Raw genomic sequence first — 13110 nt, forward strand, 5'->3', positions numbered from 1 at the left:
CACAGAACCTGTTTTAGCAATTCCGGGCGGTTTAAGGACGAACGAGAACGGTCCATCATGCATCGATCGAACGTTGCCTAAGCGAAACATCCACTGACTGCATTCACGTCCTTCCCATTAGGATATGTTGTTTTCGCTAAATCAACGGGCGGGATCAGAATGGCCTATATAAACGTTTGAATGAAGACCGCATCTTCCGGCAATGGTTGCCGGACTCCTGAATCCACGCCTGTGAAAAATTCACTTTTTTACATCCGTTAGCGGGTGTATCGTCTGATCACCCTGTAACAGAGCCTGATTTTGAGAGGCGGATGTTTCAGGGCAACATTGATGATGCAACTCATTGATAAAGTGACTGAAACGCCAGCTATTTCCGAACCTGTCGATAAGGACACATCATCAATCATTGTAATTCCCGCGCCAGAGCTCTTGGGGCGTTCCGTTATCGACTCTACCACCCTCTAGCCCGGCGAATACAGAAAATATTTCACCATTTTGGAGAACAACCATGAAAGTCAAAACCAAAGTCAAAGCGGGCGCTTTAACTCAGAACCGCTGCGAAACCTTTCGCCGCTAAACCTTCCGTAGCGCCGCCGTTTTTTGGATCGAGTCAGCCAAGGAAACGGCGGCTTAAATTTTCTTATTGTTCTGGAGAACAGCCATGAAAGTCAAAAGCAAAGTCAAAGCCGGAGCTCTAACTTCGAATCGCTGCGAAACCTTCCGCGGCTAAGCAAAGCCTTCTGTAGCGCCGCCGTTTTTTGGGTCGAATCGGCCAAGGAAACGGCGGCTTAAATTTTCTTATTATTCTGGAGAACAGCCATGAAAGTCAAAAGCAAAGTCAAAGCCGGCGGCATCTCTGTTAACCGCTGCGAAACCTTCCGTCGCTAAACCTTCCGTAGCGCCGCCGTTACCTTGATCCAATCGACCAAGGTAACGGCGTCTTTATTTTACCGGTATCACGTCAAGAATACCCCGCCACTCATTAAGGTAACCGATGTCTCTTGAATCGACCGCTGCGCCAGCAGAGAATTTGACCTCCGTTTCTCGGACCGATGCCGAGCAAAGCGTGTTGCGGAGACTGATCGCCGAACTCGAAAATCTGCCGGATGCCGCGGAGGATTTGGCGTCCGCGCTGAACGATCTGGGCGATGTGCTTGCCGCCCAGGGCCGCTGCGATGAGGAAGTGCTGGCATTGTATCGGCGCGCGCTGCAACTTTTTATAGCCGCCGGCGGCGAGGACCAACCGGATACCGCCAATGTGCTGAACAATCTGGCCTGGGTACATTACGACCGCGGCGAATACCGCGACGCCGAACAGTTGAGCGCGGAGGCGCTGGCGATCATGGACGCTTTGTTCGCGCAGGATGATTTGGCCGCGGAAGCCAACCCGGACAGCCTCGATGCCTGTAGGCGTATCCAGCGCGGCGCACTGTCCCTCTATGCGGGCGCCCGGCGCGCGCAAGGCGATTATGCGGCGGCGGAAGCGCCGCTGCTGCGCGCCCTGGCCGTGGTCGAGGAGCACTTCGGCGAGGACAGCGAGGACATGGCGCGCAGCCTGAATGATTTGGGCATGCTTTATAAATACTGGGGGCGCTTTGCCGACGCGGAACCGCTCTACCGCCGGGCGCAGGCGATTTTGGCCGCGCTCTACGGCGAAAACGCCCCGGAACTGGCCGGTATTTTTTATAATCTGGGGGGGCTTCAGCACGCCCTGGGCGACTACGCGACAGCGGAAACCTGGTGCCGACGGTCGCTGGCGCTGCAGGAGCGCATCCATACCGAGGGCCATCCGCAACTGGCAGTCATCCATGGCACCTTGGCCGCGATCCTTGACGGCCTGGGCCGTTACGAAGAAGCCGAAGACCTGTACCGGCGCGCCCTGGCGAGCCATGTCGCCCGCCACGGCACCGAACACCCGGAAGTGGCACTGAATCTAAGCAATCTCGCGGCGATTGCCGAAGCCCGCGGCTGTCTGGCCGAAGCCGAAGCCTTGTACCTGCACGCCTTGCGCATCCGCGAGCGCTGCCTCGGCCCGGTGCATCCGCAGGTCGCCACCTGCCTGAATAATTTGGGCATGCTGGCACCCTTGATCGGCAAGGGCGCGGAAGCCGAGGGGCTGTTCCGGCGAGCGCTGGACATCCTGGAACGCAGCGCCGGCGCCGATCATCCGCACACGCAGATTTGCCGCGCGCATTGGGAAAGGGCGAGCGGCAAAAATCCTGCCTAAAAATTTTCGCTTTTTATTATGATCGCCGGCACCTATTGCCGGTTTTGATTGGTTGCCTCAATGCCCTCCCCTTTTTCCTCCACGACCCGCGCTTTGACCTCCGACACCGCCTTGCCCAGCGGGCTGTGCTGGCTCGTGTCCGGCCTGTTGGCTGCGGCGTGGCTGGCCTGGTTTTTTTTCGCCCGGATAACGGTCTACGAAACCAGCGCGAAGGCGCGTCTGGAAGTCATGCATGCGGCCAATCCGGTCGCCGCGCGCACCTCCGGCAGCATCGCATCGGTGCATTTTGCCCTCGGCCAGACGGTCAAGGCGGGAGACGTGCTGATACAACTGGACGACCGCGTCGAACGGCTCCGGCTGGCCGAGGAGGATGCCCGCAAGCAGGCCCTGCCGAAACAGATTCAGGCCCTGGAACGGCAAATCGAGGCGCAAAGGGCGGTACTGATGCAGAGCGGGCGGACGCTGACATCCGGCGTGGCGGCGGCGCTGGCGGATTGGCATAAGATGCAGAACTCCGCCGAAATCGCGAAACAGCATGCCCAGCGCAGCGGCATTCTGCACGACAAGGGCATGATCAGCGAATACGAATGGCTCAAAATCCACGGCGAGGAACAGCAGGCGCAACTGGCGGCGGAAAGCCAGGCGGCCGAGATACGCCGGCTGGAAGCGGACACGCTGGGGCGAGCGAATCAAGCGCACGCCGATTTGGAAGAAATGCAAAAAGACCTGGCCGATTTGCAGGGCCAGCTGCATCACTCCGAAGCCGCCGCCCTAAGGCTTGCGGCAGAAATCGAAAAACACCGGATCATCGCGCCGACCGGCGGACGCATCGGCGAAATCGTCCCGGAAGCGCAGAGCGGCGCCTTCCTGGCCGAAGGCCAGGCGGTCGCCAAAATCGTGCCTTTGGACGGTTTGAAAGTCGTCGCGCAGTTTTTACCGAAAGACGCCCTGGGGCGGCTGCGTCCCGGCCAGCATGGACGCCTGCGCCTGGATGCGTTTCCGTGGGCGCAATACGGCAGTGTCGAGGTTGCCGTCGCCCGCACCGGCGATGAAATTCATCAGGATTACCAACAGGTCGAGCTGACGATCCCCGCCTCCTCGCCCCTGCCCTTGCAGCACGGCCTGACCGGAACGGTCGAAGTGGCCGTCGAGACCGCAAGTCCCGCTTATCTGGTCTTGCGCGCCGCCGGCCAGTTGCTCACCCGCCCTGCTCTCGCGGCGGCGCGGGCCGAGGAACTGGCGCGCCGATGAAACCGAAACGCCGCTGGCTTGTCCCCGAACTCGTGCAAACCTCCGCGATGGACTGCGGACCGGCGTCATTGAAAGCGTTGCTGGAAGGTTACCGCATACCGGTCAGCTACGGACGTTTGCGCGAAGCCTGTCAAACCGACGTGGACGGCACCTCGATCGATGTGCTCGAAGAAACCGCGACGCTGCTGGGCCTGGAGGCGGAACAGGTGATGTTGCCGCTGGACCATCTGTTGCTGACCGTACCCGACTCGTTGCCGGCGATCGTGGTGACGCAGCCGAACGGCGGCGATACGCATTTCGCCGTGTTCTGGCGCCGCTGCGGGCCGTTCGTGCAAGTGATGGACCCGGCCATCGGCCGGCGCTGGCTGCGCGCGGAGCGATTTCTCGCCGAAATTTACCGGCACAGCCAGGCCGTGCCCGCGGAAGATTGGCGCGACTGGGCCGGGTCCGACGATTTTTTACCCGGCCTGCGCTCCCGTCTTGCCGCGGTCACCGGAACGGAAGAAACGCAGTTGATCGAGTCCGCGCTGACGGACGCCTCCTGGTTTTCGTTGGCCGCGCTGGATGCCGCCACGCGCATGGTGGAAGCGCTGGCGCGAAACGGCGGCGTCAAACGCGGACGCGAAGGCCGGGCGATGCTGCGCGCGCTGTATCGGGCGGCAGCCGAAGCCCCTTCCGGCGGCGTCATTCCGCCGGCGTTCTGGCAGGTTTCGGTGTTGGCCGACAGCGAAGACGGCGAGCAATTGCTGTTGAAAGGCGCGGTGTTGATACGCATCAACGGCGTGTCGGCATCCCCGCCGGAAGCCGAATTGTCGCCGGATTTGGCGGCGGCGCTGGCGGCCGAGCCGGATAACGCCTGGCGTATTTTTGCCCGCTTCATGCGCGACATCGGCCTGCACACCCCATTGATCCTGACCGCCGCCCTGCTCGTGGGCGGCGCGGTGCTGATGATCGAAGCGCTGCTGTTTCGCGGCCTGGTCGATTTGGTCCATGATTTCGACAGCAGCGGCCAACGCCTGGCTGGCATCCTGTGCGTGGCCTTGCTCGCGTTTGCGCTGCTGCTGGCCGAGTATGCGAACGCCAGGGAACTGCTCCGCCTGGGGCGGCAATTGGAAATCCGCATGCGTCTGGCTTTTCTGCGCAAGGTCCCGCTGCTGAACGACCGCTTTTTCAACAGCCGGCCGATCTCCGACATGGCCGAACGTGCGCATGTCGTGCAGCAGTTGCGCGCCCTGCCGCAATGGGGCGGGCAGGTGTTGCGCTGCGGCGTGGAGTTGGCGATGACGACCGCGGGCATTGCCTGGCTGTTCCCCGGCCTGGCCCCCTGGGCAGTATTGACGGCGTTGGCCGCGATTGCGATCCCCTTGCTCGCGCAACCGGCGTTGAGCGAGCGGGATTTGCGCGCCCGCGTCCATAACGCGGCGTTGGGCCGTTTTTTTCTCGACGCCCTGCACGGCCTGGCGGCGGTGCGCGTGCATGGCGCGGAACGCACGGTGCGGGCGCAGCATGAAGCGTTGCTGAGCGAATACGCGCGCGCGCGTTTGCAGGAGTTGCGGGTCGCGCTGCTGACCGAAGGCGCGCAAGCCCTCATCAGCACCGGTCTGGCCGTATGGCTGCTGCTGCGCCATTACCAGACCGTCGGCGACAGCGGCGGCTTTTTGCTGCTGGTTTACTGGACGTTGAAACTGCCCGCGCTGGGACAGCAAATGGCCATCCTATGCCGGCAATATTCCCCGCTGCGCAACGTTGCCTTGCGCGTGATCGAGCCCTTGGGCGCGCGTGACGAAACGAACACGCCGGCGGACAATTTGGCGGAGACTCCCGCCATGCAGAGCCCTGTCCATCCGGGCGTCACGATCGATTTTCGCGGTGTCAGCGCGCATGCCGGAGGCCACTCGATCTTAAACGGCCTCGATCTGACCCTGCCGGCCGGCAGTCATGTCGCGATCGTCGGCGCGTCCGGGGCCGGCAAGTCGAGTCTGGCCGGCATGCTGCTCGGCTGGATGACGCCGGCCTTCGGTGAAATACGGGTCGACGGCGAAACGCTCGACGCCGCGCGTCTGGACGCATTACGCCGCGACACGGCCTGGCTGGAGCCGGCGGTCCAGTTGTGGAACCGGCCGCTGCTGGACAATCTGCTCTACGGCTCGCCGCAGGAAGCGCTGGCCGGCGTCGGCGAGGTTTTGGAACTGGCCGACCTGCACGAAATTTTGCAGGATTTGCCAGACGGCCTGCAGACCTCGCTCGGCGAAGGCGGCGCCTTGCTGTCGGGCGGACAGGGGCAGCGCGTCAGGCTCGGCCGCGCGCTGCTGAAACGCGATGCGCGCCTGGTGATTCTCGACGAGCCGTTCAGAAGCCTGGAGCGGAAACGACGCGAGACGTATCTAGCGACACTGCGCGCGGTCTGGCCGGAGGCGACGCTGCTGTGCATCACCCATGACATCGTTTCCGCCCTGGATTTCGAGCGGGTCCTGGTGATGGACGGCGGCCGGGTCGTCGAAGATGCGGCGCCCGCCGCCTTGGCGGCGCTTCCCGATTCCCGTTTCCGGGCTTTGTTGGATGCGGAAAATGCCGCGCTAGAATCGCTTTGGGCGGATTCGGCCTGGCAAAACCTCTGGCTGGACCGAGGCCGTTTACGCACCGATCAGGAGCCGGCCGGATGACCACTTTGGCACAGGTTTGCTGGTCGCTGCCGCAATTGCCCGGCGCGCTGACCGCGCTGGCCAGCCGAATGGACTGGCCAGCGGCGTCATCGAGCATCACGACCCCGCCGGCGAATCATGCTCAAACGGCGGATTTTGGCGCTTGGCTGGATTGGGCGGCGCGGCGTTTGGGCATCGATGCCGACGAAACCGAAACCGCCATCGCCGAACTCGAACCCGTGCTGCGCCAGGCCGGACCGGCGCTGGTGCGTTATCTCGACGGCGGCGAATCGCGTTTCGTGGTTCTGCTCGCCGGCGGACGCCCAGGCAAGCTGAATGCGCTGGGGCCGGACCTACGCAAACACCGGCTCGATGTGTCGCAGTTGCGTGATGCGTTGTGCACCGAACAGGAACGCGCCCTGACGCCGGAAGTGGACGCGTTGCTGCATCATGCCGGCATCGCCGCCGCGCGTGTCGCGCGCACGCGCAAAGCCTTGTTGAACGAGCGCCTCGCGGCGCGGACAGTGGCGGGTATTTGGCTGTTTCGCCTGCCGCCGGAAACCGATTTCATGCGCCAAATGCGCGATCATGGGCTCTTCCGCCGAACGCTGGCGACGTTGGCCGTGTTTGCGGCGCTGTACCTGTTGGAGATAGCCGGCTGGTGGCTGATCGGCCGAGGCGCGCTGCAAGGCCGCCTCGATCCGGGCTGGCTGTCGGCTTGGGGCCTGGTGTTGGCCGCGCTGATCGTATTGCGCTTGCTCGGCGGCTGGCTCGGGGGAACCTTGGCGATTCGCGGTGTCATGTTGCTGAAAAGGCGATTATTGGCGGGCGCCCTGCAGATGCCTTCCGAAACGATCCGCAGTCAGGGCGTCGGACAATTGCTGGGGCGGATGATGGAATCAGCCGCATTGGAGTTCTTGGCGGTAAACGGCGCAATCACCGTGCCGATTGCCTGCCTCGAATTGTTGCTGGCCGCTGTCGTGCTACACAGCGGCGCGGGCGGCTGGCTGCATGTCGCGTTGCTGGCCGTTTGCTGCGTCGTGGCTATCCGGCTCGGCCGGCGCTTGTTGCGCTGCCTGCGAAACTGGACCGGGACTCGCCTGGAACTGGCGCATGACCTGATCGAACAAATGGTCGGGCACCGTACCCGTTTGGCTCAGCATGCCCCGGAAAGCCGGCATGACCGCGAAGATCAACTGTTGGCCCGCTATCTGCCGGTGTCCAGGGAGTTCGACGCGGCAGTCGCCGCGATTAACGGCTTGCTGCCGCGCGGATGGCTGCTGCTCGGTATCGCCGGCTTTGTGCCCGCGATCATCGGCGGCGGCGCCGATGCCTTGCAATTGGCGATCGGTCTAGGCGGCGTTTTGCTGGGTTATCGGGCGATCGCCGAAATCTCAGCGAATTTGCCCGGTTTCGCGCAAGCGGTGGTGGCGTGGCGGCAAATCGCGCCGATTTTCAATGCGGCGGGTCCGACGGAGGTCCCCTCGACATTTCATACGCCAGCTCGGCATCAAGACAGCGCCAAGCCCTCTGCGGTGATCCTGGAAGCCAGGGAACTGATGTTCCACTACCGTCCGCAGGGCGCCGCAGTGTTGAACGGTTGCGGACTCAAGCTGGCCCACGGCGACCGGGTGTTGCTGAAAGGCTCTTCAGGCAGCGGCAAATCCACCCTGGCCGCCTTGCTGTGCGGATTGCGCCAGCCCGACTCCGGACTGCTATTGCTGCACGGTTTGGACAAAGCCGCCTGGGGCGTCCAGGCATGGCGCAGGACCGTGGCGGCGGCGCCGCAATTCCATGAGAATTATATTTTCTCCGCGCCTTTTGCCTTCAATTTGCTGATGGGAAGACGCTGGCCTCCAACCTGGGAAGATCTCCAGGAAGCCGAACAGGTTTGCCTGGGTTTGGGACTGGGCGATTTATTGGAGCGTATGCCGGCGGGATTGATGCAAATGGTCGGAGAAACGGGCTGGCGGCTGTCGCACGGCGAACGCAGCCGTGTCTTTCTGGCCAGAACGCTGCTGCAGGAAGCTCACGTGATTATACTCGACGAAAGCTTCGGGGCGCTCGATCCGGAAACCCTGGGTCAATGCCTGACCTATGTGATGCAGCGCGCGCCGGCGTTGGTGGTGATCGCGCATCCGTAACAGGGCGTTAGTTCAGCGCCTTGGTTTTCTCCGGCGGGCCGACAAACTCCTGATCCGGCTGCGACGGATGCTGCGGCCGCGTTTGCTGCCGGCCGATGAACAGGTCGTTGCTGACGGTATTCACATTGCGCAGCCATTCGGCCGATTTTTGGCAGGTTTCGCTATAAGGCGGTTCCTTACAGACTTCGACACTGCCGCCATCGAGCAGATCGAAATGCAGCCCCGGCAAAGGGCGGATGCGCATGCCCGATGGCGGTTGCGTGTAATCCATGATCGCGGGCTCGTCGTAATTCAACAGTTTCAGGATCAACGCCGGCACCTGGTACAACGGCAGGCTGCCGACTTTGACCGGACCTTTGCGGCCATCCAAAATCAGCATCGGCGTGCTGACATAGAACTTGAACATCTCCGGCGTAAATTCGCTGCGGTTGGTCGCCAGCACGCCCGAATCGACATAGCCCGCGAAATTCTCGCCCAAGAACGGCAGATGATCGCCGAACAGAACGATGATGCCGTCCGGGTCGCGCTTCTGCATCTCGGCGATGAATCCCATCAACTCCCGCGATTTGTAATACACCGTGTTCGCATAGGTGGTGACTTCCTCGACCGGCGACGTCGAGGAGACCTTGAACGGACGGCTTTCGCTGAGCGGATAATTCCAATGGCCGAAATAAGTCACGATGTAATCGAGGATCGGCTGTTTGGCGTCCAGGGTCGGTTGGATTTTGTCCAACACCTGACGGTATAGAGAAACATCGGACAGGAACTCCCGGTTCATGTCGTCCTGCAAAAAATCGGCGAGCGACCAATAGGTCTGGAAGCCCATCCGTTCATACGCATTGACCCGGTTCCAGAATACCGGCACGTTCGGATGCGAAGCGGTGGTCTTATAGCCTTTATCGGCCAATATATGCGGCAGACAGGGCGCCTGATTCAATAACTGGCGCTCGAATTTGACATTGTCCTTCACGACCGGAAAGCCGCACAGCACTTCAAATTCCGAATTGGCGGTATAACCACCGAAGACCGGCGCCATCGCATGCGCGTAATCGGCGTTTTTCCAGAGTTTGCGAAAATCCGGGGCCAAAGGATTCTGTTTGTAGTGCGCTTTTTTCAGGCCGTTCGGGTCCCAAAACGATTCGAGCAGCACCAGATGCACATTGCGCGGCGTGAACGGCTTGCCGGCATGATCCGACGGCGTTTGCACAGACAGCAAATTTTGCGCCGCTTCCTGTGCCTCGTCCATGTCCGGCGGCACATCGGCCATCAGAAAATAACGCGAGCCTTCCTGCAGGCTGTACATCGTCGCGCCGTGCCAAAGATAATTCGAACGCTGATCCCAAACCGAATTGCCGAAATGTTTATCGAGCGGCTCCACGATCATCGCCGGCTGATAAACGACCGTCATGCCGATCAGAATCGCGGCCAGGCTGGCCAGATAGGCGCTCCAGTGCCGCATCGTGAAATTGAACAGGAACAGGCTCGCAATCGCCGCCAACGGGACCGCCGCCGCGAAAAAGCGCCAGCCTTCCAGAATCAACAGCAAAGAACGCAACGCAAACACATCGTCCGGCATGATCGGACCGCCGAAAAACGAGATTTTGACCGCGTTGCCGATGTACAAAACGCCGGCCAGCAAGGTTTGCAGCACCAAAAATATCCATAGCCGCCGCGAGCAGGCGAACAGCATGTAAGCCACGAACAACTGCAACAAAAAGTCGTACGGAATCGCCACCGCCTGCAACTGCACGTCGAACTTGAACGTGCTAATCAGGTAAAACACCAGATAAAGCAAGGTGGTTGAAAACAGCGGCGCTAAATATTTATACGGCATGATCGGACAAAAAATGGCTGATACGACAGTATCGGCCCATCGGGCTGAATGAAAAATGAACGCGCCATCTTATCACATCATGTCAATCAGCTTGTCGACCTCACATCCAAGTTCTCACCACCTCTCAATTTCGCCTAACTCCATAAAACGCCGGTAAGGGTAGTTCATTCAGTAAACAGCGCATCAAACGGCGTATCCAAGCGCTCGGGATGTTCAAGCGGCGAGTCTTCCAACTGGAAACCTCGCTCCTTGAAAGCCGAAAACATCGGCTCGATACCTCAACGCGCGCCCTAATCACGCAGATTCGGCAATGCCTGGCTCAGACCCTCCTAGACGGCTTCTGCCATGAGTTTTACCGTTCCCAGTCGTTCTCCCGCCAGCAAGTTAATCTAGACTGGCAGTCTACACGAAATTGACAGGTGATGAGATCGGAATCAGGCGGCCAAGCGGGCGCCGAAAGCCAACGCGCCCAATAATCCGACTTCCTGATTGACGCAGACCTTGACCGGAATTTGCTGCAAGGCCGCGCGGTAGCGCCCTTTGGCCAGGTAGCCTTCGATGAAGTCGCCGCGCGTCATGAACGGCAAGATCTTCGCGGCGATGCCGCCGGCCAGATAGACACCCGCATAAGGCAGGCATTTTAGTGCCATATTACCCGCTTCCGCACCGTAAATACGGCAAAACAGCGACAATGCCGCGACGCTCAGCGCGTCGGTTCCGGCCACGCCCGCTTCGCCGATCACCGCCGCCGGATCGTATTCGGTCATCTGCCGCTCTAACTCGGGCTGCGCCGGCGCATGGCCGGTTGTCTTCAAAAACTGATAGAGTTGGATCAGTCCATCGCCTGACAATAGCCTTTCATAACTGACATGGTCCGGATATTTTTCCCAAAGGTACTGCAATAAAGCGATCTCCTGCACACTGCCGGGCGCAAAATCACAATGCCCACCCTCGCTGGCCAGCACCTGATGCTTTTCTCCATCCCAAGCCATGATCGCCTCGCCTAGGCCTGTGCCTGCCGCGAGCACCGCGCTGTTGCCCGGACGGGGTGCTCCGGAATTCAACACCACAAAATCCGCCTCCGGCAAATTCAGGATGCCCCAGGCGGTCGCCTCGAGATCGTTCAACAACCGGACATTCCGGGTGCCGATGCAATCGCCGATGTCGCTCCGATGCAGCACCCAAGGCAGGTTGGTCGCGACGCAGTCGCCATCGACGATCGGGCCTGCGACGCCGAGACAGGCCGAAGTTATCGCCAGATCCTGACACTCCGCCAAAAAATCCTGCAGCAGACCGGTGAACGTTGGACGGTCGAGGCTCGAATAGCGCGTTTTTTTGATACACCGCCAGCCGTCGCCGTCCGCCTCATACAGCGCCAGTATCGTCTTGGTGCCGCCAACATCGCCCGCCAGGATCATGCTTACTTGCCTTCGTAATGGTTGAAAATTTGAAAGTGCTTTTCCTTGTCGAAACTCATCACGTCATAAGGATCGACGTGCCCGCCCATTTCCATGCCCGGGCTGCCGGTGACCATGCCCGGCACCGCAAGCCCCGTCACTTTCGGTTTGTCCTTCAACAACTTGATGATGTCCGCGGCCGGCACATGCCCTTCGACCACATAGCCGTTAACGACCGCGGTATGGCACGAGGCCATTTCTTTCGGCACGCCGTATTGGGATTTGATCGCCTCCATGTCGTCGGAGACATTGTCTTTCACATTGAAGTTATTCTGCTTCAAATGGTCGATCCATTTGCCGCAACAGCCGCAGGTCGAGCTGCGGTAAACGGTGATGTCGACCGGCGCGTCCGCCGCGTAGCCGGCGGACGCGAAAAGCACCGTCACTAGAGCCCCTATTTGCATTGCTTTCATAATGATCACCTCGAATGGTGTTGAATGGTGTTTTTAGGGCCGATGATAGGCCGGACTGAAACGATGCACCGCCTCTACCATCGCGCCGACATGTTCCGGATTGATATCCGGCAGAATGCCGTGCCCGAGGTTGAACACGTGGCCCGATCCCGCACCGTATTTTTCCAAAATGGTTTTGACTTTCTCGGCAATGATGTCCGGCTTGGCATAGAGCGCGACCGGATCCATATTGCCTTGCAAGGCCACTTTATCGCCGACCCTGGCGCGCGCCAGGCCAATATCGGTTTGCCAGTCCAGTCCCAGCGCATCGTAACCGGCCTCGGTCATCGTTTCGAGCCACAGCCCGCCGCCCTTGGTAAATAAGATGGTCGGAATCCTTTGTCCGTTCACCTCGGTTTGCAATAATGCCGCCACCCGGCTCGCATAAGCCAAGGAAAACTCCCGGTAATCCTCGGTGGTCAGCATGCCGCCCCAGGTGTCGAAGACCATCACCGCCTGCGCGCCGGCCGCGATCTGCGCATTCAGATAGGCCGCGACAGACTCGGCGAGCTTTTCGAGCAAGACATGCATCAAGGCCGGCTGTTCGTACATCAAGGCCTTGACCTTCCGGAAACTTTTACTGCCGCCGCCTTCGACCATGTAGGTCGCCAAAGTCCAGGGGCTGCCGGAAAAACCGATCAACGGTACGCTGCCGTTCAGTTCGCGCCGGATCAGACGCACCGCGTCGATCACATAGCGCAGATCGGTTTCGGGATCGGGAATGCCGAGATTGTGGATATCGGCCGCCGAAGTGATGGGTCTTGCAAACTGCGGCCCCTCGCCTTCGCTAAAGCTGAGGCCCAGGCCCATCGCATCGGGAATGGTCAGGATATCCGAGAACAGAATCGCCGCGTCGAAGGCAAAGCGCCTCAGTGGCTGCAACGTCACTTCGCAGGCCAGTTCGGGATGGGTGCATAAATTGATGAAACTGCCGGCCTCTTCCCTGACTTTCCGGTATTCTGGCAAATACCGTCCTGCCTGACGCATCATCCATACCGGAGTGCGCTCGACGGGCTGTTTTAGCAGGGCTCTGAGAAACGTGTCGTTTTTTAATGCTGTCATTCGTAATGAATTGTCGGTTGGTAAGCTGCAGGTCAGCTCTG

At 60.4% G+C, this 13110-nt stretch carries 8 protein-coding genes; 4 read left to right on the forward strand and 4 right to left on the reverse strand.

The window, feature by feature from the left end:
- Positions 1-1030: 1030 nt before the first annotated feature.
- The 4 genes from ACEPPP_RS02790 to ACEPPP_RS02805 are packed head-to-tail and all read left to right on the forward strand — an operon-like array spanning position 1031 to position 8264.
- Positions 1031-2227, forward strand: coding sequence for a tetratricopeptide repeat protein (locus ACEPPP_RS02790; RefSeq protein ID WP_374089540.1), 1197 nt, complete (start codon positions 1031-1033; stop codon positions 2225-2227).
- A gap of 60 nt (positions 2228-2287) precedes the next feature.
- A complete protein-coding gene (locus ACEPPP_RS02795) occupies positions 2288-3478 on the forward strand; it encodes an HlyD family secretion protein (RefSeq protein WP_374089541.1) in 1191 nt (396 codons plus the stop codon).
- On the forward strand, positions 3475-6141 hold the full coding sequence (locus tag ACEPPP_RS02800) for an ATP-binding cassette domain-containing protein (protein WP_374089542.1): 2667 nt from the start codon (positions 3475-3477) through the stop codon (positions 6139-6141). Before ACEPPP_RS02795 ends, ACEPPP_RS02800 begins: the two co-directional genes overlap by 4 nt.
- Positions 6138-8264 carry an ATP-binding cassette domain-containing protein gene (locus tag ACEPPP_RS02805; RefSeq protein WP_374089543.1) on the forward strand — a complete coding sequence of 709 codons (2127 nt, stop codon included), beginning with the start codon at positions 6138-6140 and terminating at the stop codon, positions 8262-8264. Before ACEPPP_RS02800 ends, ACEPPP_RS02805 begins: the two co-directional genes overlap by 4 nt.
- A 7-nt stretch (positions 8265-8271) precedes the next feature.
- On the opposite strand, the gene ACEPPP_RS02810 is transcribed toward ACEPPP_RS02805, so the two are convergent.
- The 4 genes from ACEPPP_RS02810 to hemE all read right to left on the reverse strand — a co-directional run bounded on the left by ACEPPP_RS02810 (position 8272) and on the right by hemE (position 13069).
- The gene (locus ACEPPP_RS02810; RefSeq protein ID WP_374089544.1) at positions 8272-10098 is read right to left on the reverse strand and encodes an LTA synthase family protein; all 1827 of its coding nucleotides are present in this window, start codon (positions 10096-10098) and stop codon (positions 8272-8274) included.
- A gap of 434 nt (positions 10099-10532) precedes the next feature.
- Positions 10533-11516, reverse strand: a complete 984-nt coding sequence (glk, locus tag ACEPPP_RS02815) for a glucokinase (protein ID WP_374089545.1) — start codon at positions 11514-11516, stop codon at positions 10533-10535.
- Positions 11517-11518: 2 nt separating this feature from the next.
- Positions 11519-11968, reverse strand: a complete 450-nt coding sequence (locus ACEPPP_RS02820; protein WP_374089546.1) for a DUF411 domain-containing protein — start codon at positions 11966-11968, stop codon at positions 11519-11521.
- A gap of 33 nt (positions 11969-12001) precedes the next feature.
- Positions 12002-13069: a uroporphyrinogen decarboxylase gene (gene hemE, locus ACEPPP_RS02825; RefSeq protein ID WP_374089547.1), complete on the reverse strand. Its 1068-nt coding sequence runs from the start codon at positions 13067-13069 to the stop codon at positions 12002-12004.
- Between the last annotated feature and the right edge of the window lie 41 nt (positions 13070-13110).

The organism is Methylomicrobium lacus, assembly GCF_041897535.1.
Lineage (GTDB): Bacteria > Pseudomonadota > Gammaproteobacteria > Methylococcales > Methylomonadaceae > Methylomicrobium > Methylomicrobium lacus_A.

What these genes read in the sequence shown, in the direction of transcription:
- ACEPPP_RS02795 (WP_374089541.1), top strand. Translation starts at nt 2,288, where the DNA reads ATGCCCTCCCCTTTTTCCTCCACGACCCGCGCTTTGACCTCCGACACC.
- ACEPPP_RS02800 (WP_374089542.1), top strand. Translation starts at nt 3,475, where the DNA reads ATGAAACCGAAACGCCGCTGGCTTGTCCCCGAACTCGTGCAAACCTCC.
- ACEPPP_RS02805 (WP_374089543.1), top strand. Translation starts at nt 6,138, where the DNA reads ATGACCACTTTGGCACAGGTTTGCTGGTCGCTGCCGCAATTGCCCGGC.
- ACEPPP_RS02810 (WP_374089544.1), bottom strand. Translation starts at nt 10,098, where the DNA reads ATGCCGTATAAATATTTAGCGCCGCTGTTTTCAACCACCTTGCTTTAT.
- glk (WP_374089545.1), bottom strand. Translation starts at nt 11,516, where the DNA reads ATGATCCTGGCGGGCGATGTTGGCGGCACCAAGACGATACTGGCGCTG.
- ACEPPP_RS02820 (WP_374089546.1), bottom strand. Translation starts at nt 11,968, where the DNA reads ATGAAAGCAATGCAAATAGGGGCTCTAGTGACGGTGCTTTTCGCGTCC.
- hemE (WP_374089547.1), bottom strand. Translation starts at nt 13,069, where the DNA reads ATGACAGCATTAAAAAACGACACGTTTCTCAGAGCCCTGCTAAAACAG.